The 21,995-nt window shown below is 62.1% G+C and carries 19 protein-coding genes; 9 read left to right on the top strand and 10 right to left on the bottom strand.

The features are described 5' to 3' along the window. Nucleotides 1–48: 48 nt before the first annotated feature. Nucleotides 49–1,023: a GTP-binding protein gene (locus IT763_RS15615; RefSeq protein WP_049300474.1), complete on the bottom strand. Its 975-nt coding sequence runs from the start codon at nucleotides 1,021–1,023 to the stop codon at nucleotides 49–51. A gap of 318 nt (nucleotides 1,024–1,341) precedes the next feature. On the opposite strand from IT763_RS15615, the gene IT763_RS15610 reads away from it, so the two are divergent. Then, the gene (locus IT763_RS15610; protein WP_141967690.1) at nucleotides 1,342–1,650 is read left to right on the top strand and encodes a type 1 fimbrial protein; all 309 of its coding nucleotides are present in this window, start codon (nucleotides 1,342–1,344) and stop codon (nucleotides 1,648–1,650) included. A gap of 62 nt (nucleotides 1,651–1,712) precedes the next feature. Here IT763_RS15610 and IT763_RS15605 read toward each other — a convergent pair whose 3' ends face one another. Then, nucleotides 1,713–3,185 carry a mannitol dehydrogenase family protein gene (locus tag IT763_RS15605; protein ID WP_206194820.1) on the bottom strand — a complete coding sequence of 491 codons (1,473 nt, stop codon included), beginning with the start codon at nucleotides 3,183–3,185 and terminating at the stop codon, nucleotides 1,713–1,715. Nucleotides 3,186–3,478: 293 nt separating this feature from the next. Here IT763_RS15605 and uxuA point away from each other — a divergent pair, with 293 nt between their 5' ends. Continuing rightward, complete coding sequence (gene uxuA / locus IT763_RS15600; RefSeq protein ID WP_049300476.1) at nucleotides 3,479–4,669, top strand: mannonate dehydratase; 1,191 nt, start codon at nucleotides 3,479–3,481, stop codon at nucleotides 4,667–4,669. A gap of 42 nt (nucleotides 4,670–4,711) precedes the next feature. Here uxuA and yeiP read toward each other — a convergent pair whose 3' ends face one another. After that, nucleotides 4,712–5,284, bottom strand: coding sequence for an elongation factor P-like protein YeiP (gene yeiP / locus IT763_RS15595; protein ID WP_004935725.1), 573 nt, complete (start codon nucleotides 5,282–5,284; stop codon nucleotides 4,712–4,714). Between the two features lie 126 nt (nucleotides 5,285–5,410). Further along, nucleotides 5,411–6,655, bottom strand: a complete 1,245-nt coding sequence (mtr, locus tag IT763_RS15590; RefSeq protein ID WP_047025330.1) for a tryptophan permease — start codon at nucleotides 6,653–6,655, stop codon at nucleotides 5,411–5,413. Nucleotides 6,656–6,926: 271 nt separating this feature from the next. Here mtr and IT763_RS15585 point away from each other — a divergent pair, with 271 nt between their 5' ends. Continuing rightward, the gene (locus IT763_RS15585) at nucleotides 6,927–7,181 is read left to right on the top strand and encodes a YkgJ family cysteine cluster protein (RefSeq protein WP_015378527.1); all 255 of its coding nucleotides are present in this window, start codon (nucleotides 6,927–6,929) and stop codon (nucleotides 7,179–7,181) included. Here IT763_RS15585 and IT763_RS15580 read toward each other — a convergent pair. The 4 genes from IT763_RS15580 to IT763_RS15565 all read right to left on the bottom strand — a co-directional run bounded on the left by IT763_RS15580 (nucleotide 7,178) and on the right by IT763_RS15565 (nucleotide 12,793). Beyond that, the gene (locus IT763_RS15580) at nucleotides 7,178–8,353 is read right to left on the bottom strand and encodes a sugar efflux transporter (protein WP_016926982.1); all 1,176 of its coding nucleotides are present in this window, start codon (nucleotides 8,351–8,353) and stop codon (nucleotides 7,178–7,180) included. The genes IT763_RS15585 and IT763_RS15580 overlap by 4 nt on opposite strands. 155 nt (nucleotides 8,354–8,508) lie before the next feature. Then, nucleotides 8,509–10,983, bottom strand: a complete 2,475-nt coding sequence (torA, locus tag IT763_RS15575) for a trimethylamine-N-oxide reductase TorA (RefSeq protein ID WP_016926983.1) — start codon at nucleotides 10,981–10,983, stop codon at nucleotides 8,509–8,511. Nucleotides 10,984–10,995: 12 nt separating this feature from the next. After that, nucleotides 10,996–12,156, bottom strand: coding sequence for a NapC/NirT family cytochrome c (locus IT763_RS15570; RefSeq protein ID WP_016926984.1), 1,161 nt, complete (start codon nucleotides 12,154–12,156; stop codon nucleotides 10,996–10,998). A gap of 214 nt (nucleotides 12,157–12,370) precedes the next feature. After that, nucleotides 12,371–12,793 carry an NUDIX hydrolase gene (locus IT763_RS15565; protein ID WP_016926985.1) on the bottom strand — a complete coding sequence of 141 codons (423 nt, stop codon included), beginning with the start codon at nucleotides 12,791–12,793 and terminating at the stop codon, nucleotides 12,371–12,373. A gap of 247 nt (nucleotides 12,794–13,040) precedes the next feature. Between IT763_RS15565 and fruB the strand changes: the two genes are divergently transcribed. Genes fruB through fruA form a run of 3 tightly spaced genes read left to right on the top strand, consistent with a single transcriptional unit; the run spans nucleotide 13,041 to nucleotide 16,809 of the window. Next, the gene (fruB, locus tag IT763_RS15560; RefSeq protein WP_033639846.1) at nucleotides 13,041–14,174 is read left to right on the top strand and encodes a fused PTS fructose transporter subunit IIA/HPr protein; all 1,134 of its coding nucleotides are present in this window, start codon (nucleotides 13,041–13,043) and stop codon (nucleotides 14,172–14,174) included. Next, nucleotides 14,171–15,112 (top strand): 1-phosphofructokinase, encoded by a 942-nt coding sequence (gene fruK / locus IT763_RS15555; RefSeq protein WP_015378523.1) that lies wholly within the window; start codon nucleotides 14,171–14,173, stop codon nucleotides 15,110–15,112. The genes fruB and fruK overlap by 4 nt, the downstream gene beginning before the upstream one ends. A gap of 11 nt (nucleotides 15,113–15,123) precedes the next feature. Then, entirely contained in the window at nucleotides 15,124–16,809 is a 1,686-nt protein-coding gene (gene fruA / locus IT763_RS15550; protein ID WP_049298894.1) for a PTS fructose transporter subunit IIBC, read from the top strand. A gap of 61 nt (nucleotides 16,810–16,870) precedes the next feature. Here fruA and nfo read toward each other — a convergent pair whose 3' ends face one another. Beyond that, entirely contained in the window at nucleotides 16,871–17,710 is an 840-nt protein-coding gene (nfo, locus tag IT763_RS15545) for a deoxyribonuclease IV (RefSeq protein ID WP_049205268.1), read from the bottom strand. Between the two features lie 98 nt (nucleotides 17,711–17,808). After that, entirely contained in the window at nucleotides 17,809–18,882 is a 1,074-nt protein-coding gene (locus IT763_RS15540; RefSeq protein WP_097101661.1) for a YeiH family putative sulfate export transporter, read from the bottom strand. A gap of 193 nt (nucleotides 18,883–19,075) precedes the next feature. On the opposite strand from IT763_RS15540, the gene IT763_RS15535 reads away from it, so the two are divergent. The 3 genes from IT763_RS15535 (at nucleotide 19,076) to IT763_RS15525 (ending at nucleotide 21,953) form a co-directional block, all read left to right on the top strand. Then, nucleotides 19,076–19,273: a hypothetical protein gene (locus IT763_RS15535; RefSeq protein ID WP_016926990.1), complete on the top strand. Its 198-nt coding sequence runs from the start codon at nucleotides 19,076–19,078 to the stop codon at nucleotides 19,271–19,273. 107 nt (nucleotides 19,274–19,380) lie between these two features. Beyond that, nucleotides 19,381–20,253, top strand: coding sequence for a DNA-binding transcriptional regulator YeiE (gene yieE, locus IT763_RS15530; RefSeq protein WP_206194819.1), 873 nt, complete (start codon nucleotides 19,381–19,383; stop codon nucleotides 20,251–20,253). A gap of 221 nt (nucleotides 20,254–20,474) precedes the next feature. Next, nucleotides 20,475–21,953, top strand: a complete 1,479-nt coding sequence (locus IT763_RS15525; protein WP_028127733.1) for an amino acid permease — start codon at nucleotides 20,475–20,477, stop codon at nucleotides 21,951–21,953. Nucleotides 21,954–21,995 lie beyond the last annotated feature (42 nt).

Here is a 21,995-nt window from a genome sequence, read left to right as displayed (position 1 = left end):
AATAAAACCCGGCTACCCTGCGGCAACCGGGGGGCAACGGTACGGGGTCTAACTTAAACGAATCTTAAACAAGGCGGATTGCAGGGCATTCCAATCGGCATTTTCGCTGTGGATAAGCTCAATTCGGCTGTCGAGCGGCGCGACCGGGCGGGTTTCGATGTTGAGATCCTGCCCCTGACGATTGATCAGCAATGTGCCTTCGGGGATGCGCACCACGCCTTTGGCGCGTTCGACCGGCGCGAGTCGCACCCATTCCATGAAACCGACGGTGTCGAACCGGGTATCGCCGTCAAAAATCCAGCCGCAGCTGGTGAAGCCTTGCCCTTCATTCAACGCTCGCCGCCAGCGGGCGTGCTCCGGCAGCCGCAGCGCCGCCAGCCCCTGCTTTTTCGCCTGACCATGATGATGCTGTGCGTCCGGCAATTCTGTACGATTCGTGCGCGGAAGTGACAACAGCGCGACATCCGTTTCGCCTTGCGCGATGGCGTAGCAGGGCCGCTGCAGCGGGTCTTGCGCCCTCCAGGCCTCCAGCGCCCGCCTGTCTTCCGGCTGATAGGTGTCGCTTTTGCTGGCCAAAATAACGTCGGCCGCGGCCAGCTGATCGCGGAAGTTTTCGTTGTCGCGGTAGCGGGGCTGGCTGAGCTGGCGGGCATCCAGCAGGCACAGGGTGGCCTGCAGATCGATCCAGCCGGCATAACTCTCCTGGGTCAGCAGCGACAGGATTTGTTTCGGATGCCCGAGCCCGGTCGGCTCGATCAGCAGCCGGTCCGGTTTGGCCTGCTGCAACAGCATATTCAAGCCCACCTGCATCGGCAGGCCGTTGACGCAGCACATGCAGCCACCGGGGATCTCTTTGAGCACCGCGCCGCTGTCCGCCAGCAGCGCGCCGTCGATGCCAATCTCGCCGAATTCATTGACCAATACCGCCCAGCGTTCATGTTCGGGTTTATGAGCCAGCAAATGGCGGATAGTGGTGGTTTTACCGCTGCCGAGGAAACCGGTAATCAAATTGGTTTTGGTCATTAATCATTCCTGGCGCAAAAATTAACCTGCTTAATAAATGAGTTACGCAGCCGTATCGGTGAAACGACCGCGATTTAATTTGTGCTCTATCTCGCAAATTTTGCACGTCACCCTGCGCTTTTCAACCGATAAAATCCACCTTTCTTTGCAAGAAAATTCTTAGATAAAACCCTGTATTAGATACGGTTAACTTTTGTTAGTAGCTTGTTTTTACATTGTTAATGACGCGATTAACGATCAAATCCTGTCCCTTTCCTTGCGATTATTCCTAACAAGATCCTCTATGGTTAAATTGGCTTAACTAAAAATGAGGTTGCCATGAATACCTTTCGGTTATTTTTGATCGTAGGAATGTTGTTTTCATGGACGGCAGTGAGTCATGCAGGCGTGGCCGGTGGGGTAATTCGCTTCGTCGGTTCTATCGTTGAAAGTCCTTGCACGGTCAAGATTGCAGATTCTAAGGCGAATACGCAATGTTACCGCAACGGCCAGCGTTATCAGGCCCAGCAAGCGTTGTCAGGTTTTGATGCTACACGCAAAGAACTTCCGCTAAATCTAGGCACAACCGAAATGAAGTGGGTGGACCAACAGAAGAAACTCGCTGTTATGACGGTCGTTTATCGTTAAGTCGTTCCGCCATGCCGGCGTAACGTTACGCCGGCATGGTTATTCTCGGCCCTGCAGGCTCCTCACCGCATCACCCACTCCTTCACCGTTTCACGCGCGCCGCGATCGCGCAGCGATAAATAGGCTTGCGTCACCGCGTCGGTAAATGCCGCATGCGCCGCCAGCGCTTCGCCGAATACCGATTTCAACGCCAACAGCGCCGCTACGCGCCGCCGATCGTCCGGCGTTGCGGCGATCGTCTGCTTCAGCACGTCTGCCAGCGGATCGCGAATGTCGATCGGCTCACCGGCGTCATCGACGCCGCCGACGTAACGCATCCAGCCCGCCACGCCCAGCGCCAGCCCGCTATAGTCGCCACCGTGCCGCAGATGCCAGCGCACGGCGTCCAGCAGGCGCTGCGGCAGCTTTTGCGTGCCGTCCATGGCGATCTGCCAGGTGAGGTGTTGCAGCGCCGGATTGCTGAAGCGCGCGATGAGCTGCGCGGCGTAGTCGGGCAGGCTGATGCCGGTGACGCTCAGCGTCGGCGCCTGTTCGTCCAGCATCAACCGCAGGGCGGCGCGGCGGTAGTGCTCATCCGCCATGCACTCGTTGATATAGCGGTAGCCGCCCAGGTAGCCTAAGTAAGCCAGGAACGAGTGGCTGCCGTTCAGCATGCGCAGTTTCATGTGTTCAAACGGCAGCACATCGCTGACCAACTGGGCGCCGGCCAGCTCCCACGCCGGGCGTCCGGCGGTGAAGTTGTCTTCCACTACCCATTGAATGAAGGGCTCACAGGCGATGGCGCATTCGTCGCGCACGCCGCCCAGCGCGGCGGCGATCTCATCCAGCGTGGCCGGCGTGGCGGCCGGCACGATGCGATCCACCATGGTGCAGGGGAAGGTGGCGGCGGTGGCGATCCAGTCGGCGAGCGACGGATCCCGCGCCTGCGCCAGATCGAGCACCGCCCGGCGCAACACGTGGCCGTTCTCCGGAATATTGTCGCAGGAAAGCAGGGAGAAGGCGGGCAGGCCGCGTTCGCGCCGCAACCGCAGCGCTTCCACCAAAATGCCGGGCGCGGTCTGCGGCTGATGCGGCCACGCCAGATCGGCGACGATCCCCGAATGCTGTCGATCCAACCGTCCGCTGCCGGGTTCGATGCAGTAGCCTTTTTCGGTGATGGTCATCGAGACGATCGCCACCTGCGGTTCGGCCAGCTTCTCCAGCACCGCGGCGATGCCCTCCAGCTTGCGGTGCAGGCTCTCATGCACCGCGCCGACCACGATGGCCTGATGGCCGTCCGCGCCTTTCTCCAGCACGCTGTACAGATGATCCTGTTGCCGCAGCGCCTCAAACAGCGGCACGCCGCCGGAAAGACTGATCTCGCAAATGCCCCAGTCGCCGCCGTGGGCGTTCAGCACCCGATCGGTCAGCAGCGCCTGATGCGCGCGGTGGAACGCGCCGAAGCCAAGGTGCACGATGCGGCTGCGCAGGGCCCGGCGGTCATAGCCCGGCTGCCGGGCGGCGCCGGGCAGCGGGGTGTTGGCGATCGTTTTCATCTCATCTCCAAAGCGTGTAAGACAGCTGGCGGGCCACTTGCGCCAAGTTAGCAGACCAGTTTTCTGCTACATAGACAGGGTGGCGCCGGCGATAAAAAACTGCGACCAGTGTAAGGATGTCGGCCGGTTAAAGGAATTGGTCAGTCCAAAATAAGCCAGAAGCGTGAAGTGGATCAACCAATGAGGGGTTCGGTTTTGACAGCGCGTGGCGAAAGAGTAAGTTAAAGATAACTGACATCTAAATTAAACTGGTATAACAGCATTGCGGTGCGAGACAGGCATAAGGACAATACATGGAACAAACATGGCGTTGGTATGGCCCGAACGATCCGGTTTCTTTGGACGACGTGCGTCAGGCCGGGGCGACCGGGGTGGTGACGGCGCTGCATCATATCGCGAACGGCGAAGTCTGGCCGATCGATGAGATCCGCGCGCGCCAGACGTTACTGGCGGAAAAAGGACTGGTGTGGTCGGTGGTCGAGAGCGTGCCGGTACATGAGGAAATCAAAACTCACAGCGGTGACTGGCAGCGGCATATCGCCCATTACCAGCAGACGCTGCGCAACCTGGCGGCCTGCGGCATCGATACCGTCTGCTACAACTTCATGCCGATCCTCGACTGGACGCGCACCGATCTGGCCTATTCGCTGCCGGACGGCGCCAAAGCGCTGCGTTTCGATCAGATCGCCTTCGCCGCGTTCGAGCTGCATATCCTGCAGCGCGCCGGCGCCGAGGCCGACTATACGCCGCAAGAGCGCAGTCAGGCGGCAGCCTATTTCGCCGCCATGAGCGAGGAGGAGAAAGCCACGCTGACGGGCAATATCATCGCCGGGCTGCCTGGGGCGGAAGAAGGTTATACGCTGGAGCAGTTCCGCCGCCGCCTGGCGGAATACGACGGCATCGACAAGGCGCAGCTGCGCGAAAACATGGCGGCCTTTCTGCGCGCCATCGTGCCGGTGGCGGAAGAGGCCGGCATCCGGCTGGCGGTGCATCCCGACGATCCGCCGCGGCCGATCCTCGGCCTGCCGCGCATCGTCTCCACGATTGAAGACATGCAGTGGCTGAAGCAGACCGTCGACAGCATTCATAACGGCTTCACCCTGTGCACCGGTTCCTACGGCGTGCGCGCCGACAACGATCTGGTGCGGATGATTGAAACCTTCGGCGATCGCATTCACTTTACCCACCTGCGCGCCACCTGCCGCGAGGAGAACCCGAAAAGCTTCCACGAGGGGGCGCATCTGCAGGGCGATGTGGACATGGTGGCGGTGATCGAAGCGATCCTGACCGAAGAACTGCGTCGGCAGCGGGCGGGCGATCGGCGGCCGATCCCGATGCGCCCCGATCATGGGCATCAGATGCTGGACGATTTGAAAAAGAAAACCAATCCGGGCTATTCGGCCATCGGGCGGTTGAAAGGGCTGGCGGAGCTGCGCGGCGTCGAGCTGGCGCTCAAGCGGCGCTTTTTCCCGGAATTGCCGTAGCGGAAAATGAAACGGGGCCGAGCATCGGCCCCGCTGGCGCGACTAGTCGGCGCGGCTCATGTAGCGGCGTTCGGCGATATGAATGCGGATCTTGTCGCCGGCGCTGAGGTATTCCGGCACATGGATCACCAGACCGGTCGCCATGGTGGCCGGTTTGTTGCGGGCGCTGGCGGAAGCGCCTTTGATGCCCGGCGCGGTCTCGACGATTTCCATATCCACGGTCTGCGGCAGCTCCAGCGCCAGCACCTGGCCATCCAGCGTCAGCACCTGCATGCCCGGCAGGCCGCCTTCCGGAATGAACAGCAGCTCGTCTTCGATCTGGTCTTTCTTGAAGATGTACGGCGTGTAATCTTCGTCATCCATGAACACGTATTCTTCGCCGTCGATATAGGAGAAGTTCACCTTGCGGCGCGACAGGGAAATGGTGTCCAGGATATCGTCGCCCTTGAAGCGTTCTTCCACTTTCAGGCCGGTGCGCACGTCGGAGAAGCGCATTTTGTACAGGGTGCTGGCGCCGCGGGCGCTCGGGCTCTGCACGTCGATATCTTTTACCAGCAGCAGCTTGCCGTTGTAGCTGATCGCCATGCCGCGCTTAATTTCGTTAGCTCTTGCCATTTCAATTCATCCGCAATGAAGAGTATTAGAGAAGTTGCGACAAGGTACTCGCGCCGCCGATTTCAGGCAATAGCCCGGCGTAAAAACAGTGCGGGAAAGGGAGAGCAGGCGCTCTCCCTTCGAGGATTACCGGAAGACCGGCAGCAGGCCGAACAGCGACAGAATATGTGCGGCGGCGTTGATCAAGCCGAACAGGATGACGAACAGGATCACGCCGTTGCCGCCCGGTGCGCGGTAACCGGCCTGCGGATAGCGGCGGCGGCTGGCGCGCGCCATCAGCGCCGGCACGATCACCGCCCAGATGGTGGCCGCCAGCCCGGCGAAGCCGATGGCGTACAGGAAACCGTTCGGGAACAGCAGCGCGGCCAGGGTCGGCGGCACAAAGGTCACCAGCGCGGTCTTGCTGCGCCCGACGGCGTCGTCCTTGAACTTGCAGAAGTCCGCCAGGTAGTCGAACAGGCCCAGCGACACGCCGAGGAACGAGCTGGCCAGCGCCATATAAGAGAAGGCGTTCAGCAGTTGGCTGACGGTCTGGCTGCTGGAGACGTTGCCCATTTGCTTGAGCAGGCTGCCGATATTGCCGCCCTCGGCGATCACCTGCTTAAAGGCGTCGCGCGCGATATTGCCCTGAATCACATACTGCCACAGGATGTAGATAGCCAATGCCAGCAGGGTGCCGTACACCAGGCTGCGCACCACGGAGCCGCTGTCCTTGTGGTAGTACTTCACCAGCCCGGGAATGTTGCCGTGGTAGCCGAACGAGGTCAGCAGGTAAGGCAACGCCGCCAGGGCGTAAGGCAGATAGCTGGCCTGGTCATCGCCGGTGTTGAACAGCACCGCGGGCTGCACGTGGGTAAACATGTCGCCCACCGACATCACGAAGGTGATCACCATACCGCCGATCAGAATGGTGCTCAGGCGGTCGACCGCGCGGGTGGAGAGCCAGACGATAAACGCCACGACCAGCGCGAACACCAGGCCGGCGGTGGTCTGGCCGACGCCGACGATGCCCTCCAGCGTGTGCGCGATGATCGAGCCGCCGGCGGAGATATAGGCGTAGGTCAGGATGTACAGCACGAACGCCACCGACAGGCCGTTCACGGCGTTCCAGCCTTTGCCCAGCAGATCCTTGACCATGGTGTTGAAGCTGGCGCCGCTCGGGTAGTGCAGCGTGGCTTCGAGGATCATCAGGCCGGAAAGCAGCATGCAGGCCCAGGTATACACCAGCAGCGCGACGGAGCCGCTGAACCAGACACCGGAAGTGACGATCGGAATGGAAAACATGCCGGCGCCAACGGCGGTTCCGGCAATGATCATCGCGCCGCCGAGGACGGAAGGGCGGGCCAGCTTCTGGATGGTGTCCGTAGACATGCGTGCTCCTGAGGGAAGAGGTTCTTTTGTACTAGCTCAATGGTACATGTGTGTATGGCGCATGTAAAGCGTGGGAATTGCACGCTTCACGCGTTTTTGTCTTTAAATTGCGGCTTTTTGGGCGTTTATTCGCCATGCGGTGAATCGGCCGGGGTAAGAGGGTTGCGGGACGAGTGTAAAGATCGCCAAGGCGCAGGGATTCTGCTGGCGGCCACCGCGCGCGGCTGCTATTGTCGCGCTTCTTTTCCCCAGCCCGCCAGGAGTAGCGCTGATGGACTGTCGCAGCGACTGCGGCGCCTGCTGTATCGCGCCGTCAATATCCAGCCCGATCCCCGGCATGCCGAACGGCAAGCCCGCCAATACCCGCTGCATTCATCTGGATGAACGGCTGCGCTGCGGCCTGTTTCATTCGCCGTTGCGGCCGAAGGTGTGCGGCAGCCTGCAGCCGAGCCGCGACATGTGCCACGATCACCGCGATCAGGCGCTGATTTATCTCGCCAGGCTGGAAGCGGACACCGCGCCTTAAGCGTCTTTCAACCGCCACAGACACAGCGTCGCGCCTGCCGCCATCGCCAGCGCGGCGTAAAACACCGCATGGTAGCTCCAGATTTCCGCCACCGCGCCGGCGAGGGCGCCGGCGATGATCCAACCCACCCGAATGGTATTGGTGAACAGCGTGGTGGCCGTGCCGGCCTGACCGGGCATCAAATCCTGGAAATAGAGCATGCCTATCCCCGCCAGCACGCCGATAAACGCCGCATTCAGCAGCTGCAGAGCGATGAGTTGCCCACTGCCGGTGATAAGCAGCAGACCAGCGTAGAACAGCACGCCGGCGGCCGCCGCCACGCGCATCAGGAAACGCTTGCCGCAGCGTTTCGCCGCCAGCCCGGCGAGCAGCATGATGGGGATCTCCAGCCCGGCGGCGGCGCCCATCAATATCCCGGCCAGCCGCTCCGGCAGCCGCAGTTCGTGCACTACATACAGCGGCATAGTGATCAGGTACATGCTGTTGGCGGTCCACATCAGGGTGCAGGCGGCGAACAGCAGCAGCGCATCGCGGCGATGCTGCCGCGGCGCGGCCAGCGGGGCGCCCGTCGCCACGGCTTTCGGCATCGAAGGCAACCGCTGCCACACCAGCAGGCCGCACAACACAAAGGCCGCCGCGCCCGCCAGATACAGGGTCTTGAAGCCGAATCCCAGCGCCAGCGCGAAGGCGATCGGCGGGCCGATTACCCAGGCGAGCGAGACCTGGGCGCGCATGATAGAGGTGAACATCACCGCCTCGCGCCCGGTGCGATCGGCGTGTTCGCGCGCCAGCGCGAACATTTGCGGGTTAGCGGTGGAGCCGAAGCTGGTGAGCAGCACGCCGACGAGCAGCAGCAGGTAATAGTTGCGGCTCCAGGCGAACAGGGTGAACCCCAACGCGCCCAGCATGCAGCAGAGGAAGATCAGTGATTTGCGGTCGCCTTTTTTATCCGAACGGCCGGCGAGAAACTGGCTGACCAGAATGCCGATCACCGCGCTGCCGGTAAAGAACAACCCAACCAGCGCCGGCCGCACCTTGACTTCGGTTTCCAGAAACAGGCTCAGCGTCGGGGTTTGCAACGCGCCGGCGATACCGGTCAGGAAGGCCACCGCCAAAAAGGCCAGCGAAGTGAGATCGGGCGTGCGTCGCGTTACTGCGGATGAAGTCGGCATGGCGGTTGATAATTCGTCGAAAAAGGGAGGTCGCGCGCATCATACGCCCGTTGAAAAGAAACGCAAACCGCTATCCCTCGGCGCAGAGTCAGCGACTCTGTCGCGCGGCGACGAGGAAAACAGGGGCGCGCCGCGCCCCCTTGCTTGCCGGTAAATCAGGCGCCTTGCGGCACCGCGTGTGCGGTATTTTTCAGCGCCGGCCCCTGATATTTCTCGATCTGCAGCTGCGCCATCTGCCCGCAGTTGCCCTGCGCCAGGCTGGAAGAGCCGATGTCGAAGGTCAGGCAGTTGACGTTGCCGTTCTTGCACAGCGAGCCGGGCTGCGCCGGATCGGCCGGATCGAACCAGGCGCCTTCGCTGATGCGCACCACGCCGGGCCGCACGTCTTCGCTGACCACCGCCCCCACCAGGATCTGGCCGCGATCGTTAAACGCCCGCACCAGATCGCCGCCGGTGATGCCGCGCGGCTGCGCGTCCTGCGGGTGGATCAGGATCGCCTCACGATCCGCCACCGCGTATTTCTTGCGCAGCGGCGTATTGTCGAGCTGGGAATGCAGCCGATTGGTCGGGTGCGCGGTATTGAGCGACAGCGGATACTTGGCCGCTTCCGGCCCGCGATACCACTCGTGCGGCGGCATCCAGGTCGGGATGCCGGGGCAATCCGCATAATGCATTTTGGCGATGGCGTCGGAGTAGATTTCGATCTTGCCCGACGGCGTGCCCAGCGGGTTAAGCAGCGGGTTGTCGCGATAGTCGGCAAAGCGCACCCACTGCTTATTGGCCTCCGGCACCGGGAAACGCACGTAGTTGTTGGATTGCCAGAACATGTCGAACGGCGGCAGCGCCACCCGCGCGGCGCGCGCCTGGTTTTTCATGTCGTCGTACATGCCTTTCAGCCACTGGGTTTCGTCCTTGCCTTCGGTAAAGGCTTCCTGCACGCCCAGCCTGGCCGCCATCGCCGAGAAGATGTCGAAGTCGCTGCGCGATTCGTGCTGCGGCGGCACGCATTGATGCATCGGGAACACGTAGAGCTGCGAATAGTCGCCGCCCATTTCCAGATCGTTGCGCTCGTAGCTGGTGGTGGCCGGCAGCACGATATCGGCATGCTTGGCGGTGGCGGTCCAGTAAGGCTCGTTGACCACGATGGTGTCCGGCCGCTGCCAGGCTTTGACCAGGTTATTGGTGTCCTGATGCTGGTGGAAGGTGTTGCCGCCCGCCACATACACCATTTTCACCTCGGGGTAGGTGACCTTGGCGCCGTTGAAGTCGATGGTTTTGCCCGGATTGCTCAGGCATTCGGCGATGCGCGCCACCGGGATCGGCGCCGGCGAGTTCTTCGGCGCATTGCCGGCGGAGATGCCGGCGATGATGCCGCCCTTGGCGGTCGGGCTGCCGCCGGACGAATAGTGGTAGCTGAAGCCGAAGCCGCCGCCCGGCAGGCCGATTTGGCCGAGCATCGCCGCCACCGTCACCAACAGCCAGTGCTGCTGTTCGCCGTGGTGCTGACGCTGAATGCCCCAGCCGCCCATGATCATGGTGCGGCTCTTCGCCATCTCGCGCGCCAACGCGCGCAGCGTGTCGGCATCGACGCCGCTGATGTCGGCCGCCCATTCGGCGGTTTTCGCCACGCCGTCGTTCTCGCCCAGCAGGTAGGCCTGGAACTTGTCGAAGCCGACGGTATAGGTTTTCAGGAAGTCCGGGTTATGCAGCTTCTCGGTCAGCAGCGTGTGGGCGATGCCGATCAGCATGGCGCCGTCGGTGTAAGGGCGCGGGGCGATCCACTGCGCATTGACGAACTTGGCGCTGTCATTGTGCACTGGATCGATGCTGATCACTCGGGTGCCTTTCTTCTTCAGCGCTTCGAAGCCGGTCTGGCCGACGTGATCCGGCACGTTCCAACTGTTCTTCAGCGTGACCATCGGGTTGCAGCCCCACAGGATCACCAACTCGCTGTTCTCGATCACGTTCGGCCAGGCGGTCTGCTGTTCGTAGACCTCCATCGAACCGACCACGTGCGACATGATCACCTGCGCCGCGCCGGTGGAGTAGTCGCCGGCGTAGCCGAGGAAACCACCGGTCAGGTTCATCAGGCGCTGCAGCAGCGTGCGGCTGTTGTGCAGCATGCCGACGCTTTTCCAGCCGTAGGAACCGGCGTAGATCGACTGCGGGCCGTGATCTTTCTGCAGGCGAACGATCTCATTGCACACCAGCTCGGTCGCTTTGTCCCAGCTGACGCGCACCCACTCATCGCGGCCGCGCAGCTCGGTGCGGCTGCCGGGGCCGCCTTCCAGCCAGCTTTTGCGCACCATCGGGTATTTGATGCGGTTCTCGGCGTGCACCTGATAAGGCGCCATGGTGATCAGCTCATTGGGATACGGATCGTCCTGCACCGGCTGCACGCCGACCATCTTGCCGTCCTGCACGATGGCCTCAAACGCGCCCCAGTGGGCGCCGGTCAGGATGCCTTTTTGCGCCTGACGCAAGACGATGAACTGCGGCAGCGCTTCGCTGATGGCCTGCGCCAGTGCCGCTTTGGGCCATAAGCCCGCCAGCAGCGGGGCGGCGGTCAGCGCGGCGGCGCCGGTCAGGAAGCGGCGGCGGCTCATTTTTAACGGTTGTTGGTTGCTCATTGCGCTTCTCCCTTAAAGCTTGGCCGGTGCGGCAGGTGGCATGTCGCTGGCGTGTTTTTGTACGTATTGCGTCAGCACGCGCAGCTGTTCCTGCGTCAGCGAGGTGCGCGGCGCCATGCCTTTGATGACGCCGATCCATTGGTTGGCGTTGAAGCGATCGAGCGCGGTCAGCCCGTGGCAGCCGGTGCAGTTGGCCGACATCATGTCCGCGGCGTAACGCCAGATTTTTTGCTGATCGTCGATCAGCTGCTTGCGCGGCAGCCACACCTGCAAAGAAACCTGATGCCAGACCAGGCCGGTTTCCGCATCGGTCTGAGTCGACGCGGTCTTCAGCTGTTGGCGCGCGTCCTCACCCAGCAGCACGCTGAGGATGCGCTTGCCCTGCGCGGCGTAAAACACTTCGCTGACGCCGTCTTGCTGCCAGCCGCTCACGGTGGCCAGCACCTTGTCGCCCTCCTGTTTCACCACCTGCACTTCGGTGGACGGCATCAGGTTGCCGGCGTTATGGCTGTCGTCCGCGCCGAGGAAGAACGGTTCGGTGGCGATGGTGTAGAGGGTGGTGGCGCCCGGGGCGGTCAACGCCGCGGCCTTCGCCAGCTCGGCGGCGCCGGCCTGGGTTTCGCCGCTCATGTCCGGCAGGATGTGGGCCACGCCCTTGTGGCAGTCGATGCAGGTTTCGCCCTGTTTGATCGCCACCGGGTGTTGCAGGCGCGCCTCAGGGCGCTGGGCGGTGATGTCCATGGCGTCGTAGCTGTGGCAGGAACGGCAGGTGGCCGAGTCGTTCTCTTTCAGCGTTTTCCAGACCGACTGCGCCATCGCCAGCTTGTGCGCTTCGTATTTTTCCGGCGTATCGATGGTGCCGACCATCTCGCCGTAAATGTCTTTCACCGCGCGGATCTTGGTCCACAGGTAGTCGATCGGCTGGTGCGGCACGTGGCAGTCGGCGCACTCGGCGCGGATGCCCTTGGTGTTTTGGAAGTGGACGCTGCCCTGATATTCGGCCAGCGGCTGTTGCATGGTGTGGCAGGAAACGCAGAAGGTGGTATCGCTGGTTTTATGGAAGACGGTGGCGGTCCCGGCCAACAGCGCCGCGCCGAGGATAATCCCCAGCAGCAAAAGCCATAGCCATCCCCACCGGCGCTTTTTTTCAAAGCCAGTCAGTTTTTTGCTCATGGTAAACCCGCTTATAATTATGAATTTAAAATAAAATCTTGCCAAAAGGCCACCGACCGGAGGTCAGAATGCCACGTCGATTGCAGGGGTAATGATAGAAGAGGGTTAACCCTATAGGGTTATCCGTAGTCAAAAAAATGGCATATATCGCAAAAAATAGCGTTATATTCTATTTTATATAGCGGTGGGCGGCGCAGCGCGCGCTCGCGATGGGTCAGGCCGTGGGCAGATAGGCCTGGCCGCTCAGCCACAGGCGGATCGCCGTGCGGCTGGCTTCGAAATGGGGTTCCGGCAGGGCGTCCGGCGCGCACCAGCGCCATTCGGCGCATTTCTCGGGCTCTTTCAGCTCGGCGTTGCCGCCGGGGTGATCCACCTGCAGGCAGATAGACACGGTGTGTTTGCCTTCGGCGCGCCAGGTTTGCAGATTGTTGCTGACGCCAACGAAGCGCGGCGGATCGATAAGCAACCCGGTTTCTTCGGCGATTTCGCGCTGGGCGCACTGCTCGAAGGTTTCACCGGCATCCAGATGCCCGCCGGGGATCGACCAAAAGGGCGCGTGGGAGCCGCAGCGTTTACCCAACAAAATCTCGCCTTGAGGGTTGACGATGATCACCCCGACGCCCGTCACTACGTTCATGCTTTTCTCCGTCAGCAAAGTTTCAGCACAGTATGTCATTTTGCTCCGGCGCTGACCAATGAGCCGATGAAAGTGTGCGTAAGCTCAAAAATCTGCAATGGCGAAAGGGAGAAAGCTTGCTTTCGTCTTGTGCAGCTCACACACTCCTTGAAACGTTTCAGCGTTGTCCGGCCGCTTGTGGCGAACGGGTAACGCTCCTTTTTCTCAATAAAGCTGAAACGATTCAATTCAGCAGGAGAGGAGAATCATGTTCCAGTTGTCACCGCAAGACATTCATCTGGGCGCCGTTGCCGACGGTAAGCAAGAGGCCATCCGCCTGGTGGCCGCCGCCCTGACCGACGCCGGCTGCGTCAGCGCCGGTTACGTGGACGGCATGCTGCAGCGCGAACTGCAGACGTCCACCTATCTGGGTAACGGCATCGCCATTCCGCACGGCACCACCGATACTCGCGATCTGGTGTTGAAAACCGGCGTGCAGGTGTTCCAGTTCCCGCAGGGCATTGCGTGGGGCGAAGGCCAGACCGCCTATGTGGCGATCGGCATCGCCGCCCGCTCCGACGAGCATTTGGCGCTGCTGCGCCAGCTCACTCACGTCCTGAGCGATGACAGCGTGGCGGAGCGGCTGGCGCAAACCACCTCTGCGGAGGAACTGCGCAGCCTGCTGATGGGCGAACAGCAGAGCGCCGAATTCCAGTTCGACGTCTCGCTGATTGCGCTCGACGTCGCCGCCGACAGCCTGATGACGCTGCAGGCGCTGAACGCCGGCCGGCTGCAAAAGGCCGGCGCGGTCAACGCGCAGTTCGTCAGTGATGTCATCACCCGCAAGCCGCTGAACCTGGGGCAGGGCATCTGGCTGAGCGACAGCGTCGAAGGCAACCTGGCCAGCGCGGCCACCGTCAGCCGCCCGGCGCAGGCTTTTGTGGAAGACGGCGAGCCGGTGGCGCTGCTGCTGACGGTGTCGGTCGCCGACGCGCAGCCGCTGGCGGTGCTCAACTACCTCAGCGATCTGCTGCTGGCCAGTAAAGCTGAACGTTTGCTGAAGGCGGATGCCGCCGGGGTGCTGGCGCTGCTGACCAGTGAAGTGGCTGAGGAAAGCAGCGTGCTGAGCGCCGAATTCGTGATCCGCAACGAGCATGGTCTGCACGCGCGGCCGGGCACGGCGCTGGTCAACGTGATCAAAAGTTTCAACAGTGACATCACCGTCACCAACCTGGACGGCAGCGGCAAGCCGGCCAACGGGCGCAGTCTGATGAAGGTGGTGGCGCTGGGCGTGAAGAAAGGGCATCACCTGCGCTTTACCGCCAATGGAGAAGATGCTGAAGCCGCGCTGAAGGCGATAGGCGAAGCGATTAATGAAGGACTGGGCGAGGGCGCAGCATGAGCAGAAGAGTAGCAACGATCACCCTGAACCCGGCGTACGATCTGGTGGGTTTCTGCCCGCAGATCGAGCGCGGGGAAGTCAACCGGGTAAAAACCGCCGGCCTGCACGCCGCCGGTAAGGGCATCAACGTCGCCAAGGTGTTGAAGGATTTGGGCATCGACGTCACCGTCGGCGGCTTCCTGGGCAAAGACAATCAGGACGGTTTCCAGCTGCTGTTCAGCGATCTGGGGATCGCCAACCGCTTTCAGGTGGTGCCGGGGCGCACCCGCATCAACGTCAAGCTGACGGAAAAAGACGGCGAAGTGACCGATTTCAATTTCTCCGGCTTCGAAGTGACGCCGCAGGACTGGGATCGCTTCGTCAGCGACTCGCTGAGCTGGCTGGGCCAATTTGACATGGTGGCGGTGAGCGGCAGCCTGCCGGCCGGCGTCGATCCCGACGCCTTTACCGACTGGATGACCCAGCTGCGCGCCAAGTGCCCGTGCATCATTTTCGACAGCAGCCGCGAAGCGCTGGTCGCCGGGCTGAAGGCCTCGCCGTGGCTGGTCAAACCGAACCGCCGCGAGCTGGAAATCTGGGCCGGTCGCCCGCTGCCGACGCTGGCGGACGTGGTCGAGGCCGCGCATGCGCTGCGCGAGCAGGGCATCGCCCACGTGGTTATCTCCCTTGGCGCGGAAGGCGCGCTGTGGGTTAACGCATCCGGCGCCTGGATCGCCAAACCGCCGTCCTGTGAGGTGGTCAGCACCGTGGGCGCCGGCGATTCGATGGTAGGCGGTCTGATTTACGGCCTGCTGATGCGCGAATCCAGCGAACACACTCTGCGTCTGGCCACGGCGGTAGCGGCGCTGGCGGTCAGCCAGAGCAACGTCGGCGTGACCGATCGTCCCCAGTTGGCCGCGATGATGGCGCGCGTCGATCTGAAACCTTTCAATCAATAGCAGGAGGCAGAATGAAAACGCTGCTGATGGTAGACAGTTCGCTGGGGCAGGCCCGTGGCCACCTGGCGAAACGCATGCTGGAGGCCGCCGCGGCCAAAACCGGCCTGACGCTGGTCGAGTCGCTGCAGGACGCCGAACTGGTGGCGGTGGCGGGGCAGGCTGCCCCTGCTGACGCCGGGCTGAACGGCAAATTGGTGTATGTGGGCGATGTAGAACAGGCGGTGCGTGAACCGGACGCTTTTCTGGCGCGCGCCAGGGCCGAAGCTGAAACCTATCAGGCACGGCAGGCGGCGCCGCCGGTGAAAGCCGATGGGCAAAAACGCATCGTGGCGATCACCGCTTGCCCAACCGGCGTGGCGCACACCTTTATGGCGGCCGAAGCCATTGAAAGTGAAGCGAAGAAACGCGGCTGGTGGGTGAAAGTGGAAACGCGCGGCTCCGTGGGCGCCGGTAACGCCATCACCCCGGAAGAAGTGGCGGCGGCGGATCTGGTGATCGTCGCGGCGGACATCGAGGTGGATCTGGACAAGTTTGCCGGTAAACCGATGTATCGTACTTCCACCGGTCTGGCGCTGAAGAAAACCGCGCAGGAACTGGACAAGGCGCTGGCCGAAGCTGAAGTGTTCCAGCCGCAGCAGCGCGGCGGCGCGGCGCCGGCGGCGAAGAAGAAAGAGGGCAACGGCCCGTATCGTCACCTGCTGACCGGCGTGTCCTACATGCTGCCGATGGTGGTGGCCGGCGGCCTGTGTATCGCGCTGTCTTTCGTGTTCGGCATCAAGGCGTTTGAAGTCAAAGGCACGTTGGCGGCGGCGCTGATGCAGATCGGCGGCGGCTCCGCCTTCGCGCTGATGGTGCCGGTATTGGCCGGTTTCATCGCCTTTTCCATCGCGGATCGTCCGGGCCTGACGCCGGGCCTGATCGGCGGCATGCTGGCGGTGAGCACCGGCGCCGGGTTCCTCGGTGGCATCATCGCCGGTTTCCTGGCGGGTTACGTCGCCAAGGCGATCAGCAGCAAGCTGCGTCTGCCGCAGAGTATGGAAGCGCTGAAACCTATCTTGATCATTCCGCTGGTGGCCAGCCTGATCACCGGTCTCATCATGATTTACGTGGTCGGCACGCCGGTGGCGAAAATCATGGAAGGCCTGACCCATTGGCTGCAATCGCTGGGCACCGCCAACGCCGTACTGCTGGGGGCAATCCTCGGCGGCATGATGTGCACCGACATGGGCGGCCCGGTGAACAAAGCGGCCTATGCATTCGGCGTGGCGCTGCTCAGTTCCTCGGTGTATGCGCCGATGGCGGCAATCATGGCGGCGGGCATGGTGCCACCGCTGGCGATGGGTCTGGCGACGCTGCTGGCGCGCCGCAAGTTCCCGAAATCCGAACAGGAAGGCGGCAAGGCGGCGTTGGTGCTGGGGCTGTGCTTCATCACCGAAGGGGCGATTCCGTTCGCCGCCCGCGATCCGATGCGCGTGCTGCCGTGCTGCATCGCCGGCGGGGCGCTGACCGGCGCGCTGTCGATGGCGTTCGGCGCCAAACTGATGGCGCCGCACGGCGGGCTGTTCGTGCTGCTGATCCCGGGCGCGATTTCGCCGGTGCTGCTGTACCTGGTAGCGATCGCCGCCGGCACGCTGTTGGCCGGGGTGGCTTATGCCCTGCTGAAACGTGCTGAAGTACCGGCGGCCAGCGTGGCGTAACGGCGATCCAGCCATAAAAAAACCGGAGCCCAGGCTCCGGTTTTGTCGTTTGGGCGCCGCGTTACTGCTGCGCTTTCAGCCAGGCGATCTCTTCCGCCCAGATGTCCGGGTTTACCGTTTCCAGAATCAGCGGGATATTGTCGAAACGCGGATCGCGCATGATGTAGCTGAACACCGTTTTGCCGATGTTGCCTTCCCCCAGGCTGTGGTGGCGGTCGACGCGGCTGTTGAACTCGCTCTTGGCATCGTTCAGGTGCATGCCGCGCAGGTAATTGAAGCCGACGATGTCGCCCAACTGCTTGAAGGTATGCTCGCAGTCTTCTTCGGTACGCAGATCGTACCCGGCGGCGAAGGCGTGGCAGGTGTCGATGCAGACGCCGACGCGGCTTTTGTCTTCCACGCCGTCGATGATCGCCGCCAGGTGTTCGAATTTGAAGCCCAGGTTGCTGCCCTGGCCGGCGGTGTTCTCGATCACCGCCGTCACGCCGGCGGTTTTATCCAGCGCGATATTGATCGATTCGGCGATGCGCGCCAGGCACTTGTCTTCATCGATTTGCAGCAGGTGGCTGCCGGGGTGGAAGTTCAGCAGCGTCAGCCCCAGCTGTTCGCAGCGCTGCAGCTCGTCGATAAACGCCTCGCGCGATTTTTCCAACGCCTCGGCCACCGGGTGGCCCAGGTTGATCAGGTAGCTGTCGTGCGGCAGGATCTGCCCCGGCCCGAAGCCGTACTGGGCGCAGGCGCTCTTGAACTTATCGATAACGTCGGCGGCCAGCGGCGCGGCCTTCCATTGACGCTGATTTTTGGTGAACAGGGCGAACGCGGTCGCCTCCAATTCGTGCGCGCGGATAACCGCCTGATCCACGCCGCCTGACGCGCTGACATGTGCACCGACAAACTTCATCTTCATTCTCCTGTGTTATCGGTGACATTATGGCATTGATGGCGGGCGGATTGAATGGCGAAAAGCGGCGGCCCGCCGAAGCGGGCCGCCGAGGGCGATTACAGCAGGTGTTGCACCAGTTGGTTTATCGCGCCGCCGCCGACCAGCAGCCAGACGAACAGCAGCGTCGCCAACAGAATCGGTTTCACCCCGGCCTGGCGCACGGCGCTGATGTGGGTGGTCAACCCCAGCGCCGCCATCGCCATCGCCAGCATCCAGGTGTCGGCGGTGATCAGATGGCGCACCAGCGTGGCCGGCAGCAGGTTGAAGGAGTTCAGCCCGGCGACGGCGATAAACAGCACGGCGAACCACGGAATGGTGATGGCGGATTTTTCCGCCTTGCCTGCGCTGCCGCGGCTGATGTAGCCCGACAGCAGCAGCAGGAACGGCGCCAGCATCATCACGCGGATCATCTTGGCGATCACCGCCGCATTTTCGGCGTCCGGCCCGATGGCGTGCCCGGCGGCGACCACCTGAGCCACTTCGTGAATGGTGGAGCCGGCGTAGATGCCGAAGGTTTCCTGGCTGAACGGCAGCCACTGGAAGTGTTCATTCAACTGATACAGCCACGGATAGACGAAGATAGCCAGGGTGCCGAACACCACCACGGTCGAAACCGCCACCGCCACTTTGCTGGAGTCGGCCTTCAGCACCGGCTCGGTGGCCATCACCGCCGCCGCGCCGCAAATGCTGCTGCCGGCGCCGATCAGTATCGCGGTCTGGCTGTCGATGCCGAACACTTTCTTGCCGAGCCAACAGGCCAGCAGGAAGGTGGTGATCAGGGTCAGCGCGTCGATGATAATGCCGCTGGCGCCCACGTCGGCGATCTGCTGAAAGGTCAGCCGGAAGCCGTAAAGAATAATCCCCAAACGCAGCAGGCGCTGTTTGGCCAGCTGCACGCCGCCGTGACAAACGGTTTGCCAGCGGGGGTACAGCGTGTTGCCCACCAGAATGCCGATCAGGATCGCCAGCGTCAACGCCCCCAGCCCCAGCTCCGCCACCCAGGGAATATCGCCGGCCCAGACGGCCAGCGCGGTGAGCGCGCCGGTCAGCGCCAGCCCCGGCACCAGCCGCGGCAGGCCGAACAGCGGAAAGCGTCGCTCGGGGTAAGTGTGAGTGGTATCAGTCGCCATAAAAGTCAGTCCTTCAGTCTGTTTCTTGCTGCTAAGAGTACGTTTGGGCTGAATAAAAGAGAAATTGATTATATATTTATAACCTATCTGAATAAGTGGTATTGCGTCAGGCATTGGCATAAAGTCGCATTGCGGCTAGGGTGAGGTGGAGCGGCAAGCCGCCGTCAACTTTCCAACTGAACAGGAGCAGGCGATGGATACCGACGATCAACGCAGAGAGCAGGTAGATCAGGAAGTGGGGCGCGCGGTGCGGCGGTTGATTGAAGAAAACAAGGCGATCGACCGCGACCATCTCGTGGCGATGCTGCAATTGATACAGCGGGACGAAGCCGGCACGCCGCGCGAGGCGGCGCTGGCCGCGGCGGCGCAGCTGGTCGCCTTGGGCAAGTAGCGCGCCGAACTGGCCGCAAACGGGGTAGCCTGGCCGGGCTACCCACATCATGTTGACATTAATTTTGCGGTTCTCTGGCAGAACCCTTTTTCAATACCGGGACGGCTATGCATATCACGTTGCGTCAACTGGAAGTCTTCACCGAAGTGCTGAAAAGCGGTTCGACCACTCAGGCCTCGGTGGTGCTGGCGCTGTCGCAGTCGGCGGTCAGCGCGGCGCTGGCGGATCTGGAGGGGCAACTGGGCGTGCAGCTGTTCGATCGCGTCGGCAAACGGCTGGTGATCAACGAACACGGCCGGTTGCTGTATCCCAAGGCGCTGGCGCTGCTGGAGCAGGCGGGGGAGATCGAGCAGCTGTTTCGCCATGACGGGGGGGCGTTGCGCATCGCCGCCAGCAGCACCATCGGCAACTACATGCTGCCGGAGATGATCGCCCGTTACCGCCGGGACTTTCCGGCCACGCCGCTGGAGCTGAACGTTGGCAACAGCCAGGACGTGATCGTGGCGGTGGCGGATTTCCGCGTCGATCTGGGGCTGATCGAAGGGCCTTGCCATATGCCGGAGCTGGTGACGCAGCCGTGGCTGGAGGATGAGCTGGTGGTGTTCGCCGCGCCGGACAATCCCTTGACCCGCCAGCCGCCGACGCTGGAGGCGCTGGCGAATGCGCCTTGGATCCTGCGCGAGCGCGGTTCGGGCACCCGCGAGGTGCTGGATCATCTGCTGCTGGCGCACCTGCCGCACTTCCAGCTGGTGATGGAGCTCGGCAACTCGGAGGCGATCAAGCATGCGGTGCGGCACGGTATCGGCATCAGTTGCCTGTCACGGCGCGTGGTGGCGGAGCAGTTGGCCAGCGGCTCGCTGGTGGAACTGCCGGTGCCGGTGCCGCTGCCGCCGCTGCGGCGCACTCTGTACCTGATCCGCCATCGGCAAAAGCACATTTCCAACGCCTTGCAGCGTTTTCTCAGCTATTGCGCGTTGTAATCGACAGCGCGTCACGTCTTCTATCGCCACGCAGGCAAAAGAAAGCATAAAAACCTGCGCGCGCTCACATTAATGAGCGTAAGTAAGGCCATAAGGGCCGCGGCTAATAATTGCCTCTGAATTATGAAGCTATCTTATATCGGTGCAATGTTGCTAGTTCACCGGCGGGTATTTGTTACAATCCGCCCTCATTTTTCGAAGAGCAGATAGATAGGGAACGAATGGCTCAGCAGGATATAAAAACATCGGGGCAGCAAGCTCCCGGATTGCGCCGCGAGCTGAAAGCCCGGCATTTGACCATGATCGCCATCGGCGGCTCCATCGGCACCGGCCTGTTCGTCGCCTCGGGCGCCACGGTTTCTCAGGCCGGCCCCGGCGGGGCGCTGCTGTCTTACGCTCTGATCGGTTTGATGGTGTACTTCCTGATGACCAGTCTGGGCGAACTGGCGGCCTTTATGCCGGTCTCCGGTTCATTCTCCACCTACGGCGCCAAATACGTGGAAGAAGGCTTTGGCTTCGCACTGGGCTGGAACTACTGGTACAACTGGGCGGTGACCATCGCCGTTGACCTGGTGGCTTCGCAATTGGTGATGAGCTACTGGTTCCCGGACACTCCCGGCTGGGTTTGGAGCGCGCTGTTCCTCGGCCTGATGTTCCTGCTGAACTACATTTCGGTGAAAGGGTTCGGCGAGGCGGAATACTGGTTCGCGCTGATCAAGGTCAGCACCGTGATTATTTTCATCGCCGTCGGCGTGCTGATGATTGTCGGCATTCTGAAAGGCGGCGAGCATGCCGGCTGGCAGAACTGGACCATTGGGGATGCGCCGTTCGCCGGCGGCTTCTCGGCGATGATCGGCGTGGCCATGATCGTCGGCTTCTCGTTCCAGGGCACAGAACTTATCGGCATCGCGGCCGGCGAATCGGAAAATCCGGGTAAAAACATCCCGCGCGCGGTGCGTCAGGTGTTTTGGCGTATCCTGCTGTTCTATATCTTCGCCATTCTGATCATCAGCCTGATCATTCCGTATACCGATCCGAGCCTGCTGCGCAATGATGTGAAAGACATCAGCGTCAGCCCGTTCACCCTGGTGTTCCAGCATGCCGGCCTGCTGTCGGCGGCGGCGGTGATGAACGCGGTGATCCTGACGGCGGTGTTGTCCGCCGGTAACTCGGGCATGTACGCATCGACCCGCATGCTGTTCACCCTGGCGTCCGAAGGCAAAGCGCCGCGCATCTTCGCCAAGCTGTCGAAAGGCGGCGTGCCGCGCAACGCGCTGTACGCGACCTGCGTGGTGGCCGGGCTGTGCTTCCTGACCTCGATGTTCGGCAACCAGTCGGTTTACCTGTGGCTGCTGAATACCTCGGGCATGACCGGCTTCATCGCCTGGTTGGGCATCGCCATCAGCCACTACCGTTTCCGTCGCGGTTACATGCTGCAGGGGCGCGATCTCAACGACTTACCGTACCGTTCCGGGTTCTTCCCGCTGGGGCCGATCTTCGCCTTCGTGCTGTGCCTGATCATTACCCTGGGCCAGAATTACCAGGCTTTCCTGCAAGACAAGATTGACTGGTACGGCGTGACCGCGACCTACATCGGCATTCCGCTGTTCCTGCTGATTTGGTTCGGTTACAAGCTGTCGCAAGGCACCCGTGTCGTGAAGTACAGCGAAATGGAATTCCCGAAGATGGACGTGAAGTAATCTTCGGTGAGTGACACGCGGCGGGAGTTCCCGCCGCGTTTG

The organism is Serratia sp. CMO1 (assembly GCF_015689115.1).
Classification (GTDB): Bacteria; Pseudomonadota; Gammaproteobacteria; order Enterobacterales; family Enterobacteriaceae; genus Serratia; species Serratia marcescens.
This window is presented reverse-complemented; position numbering and strand designations above follow the sequence as displayed.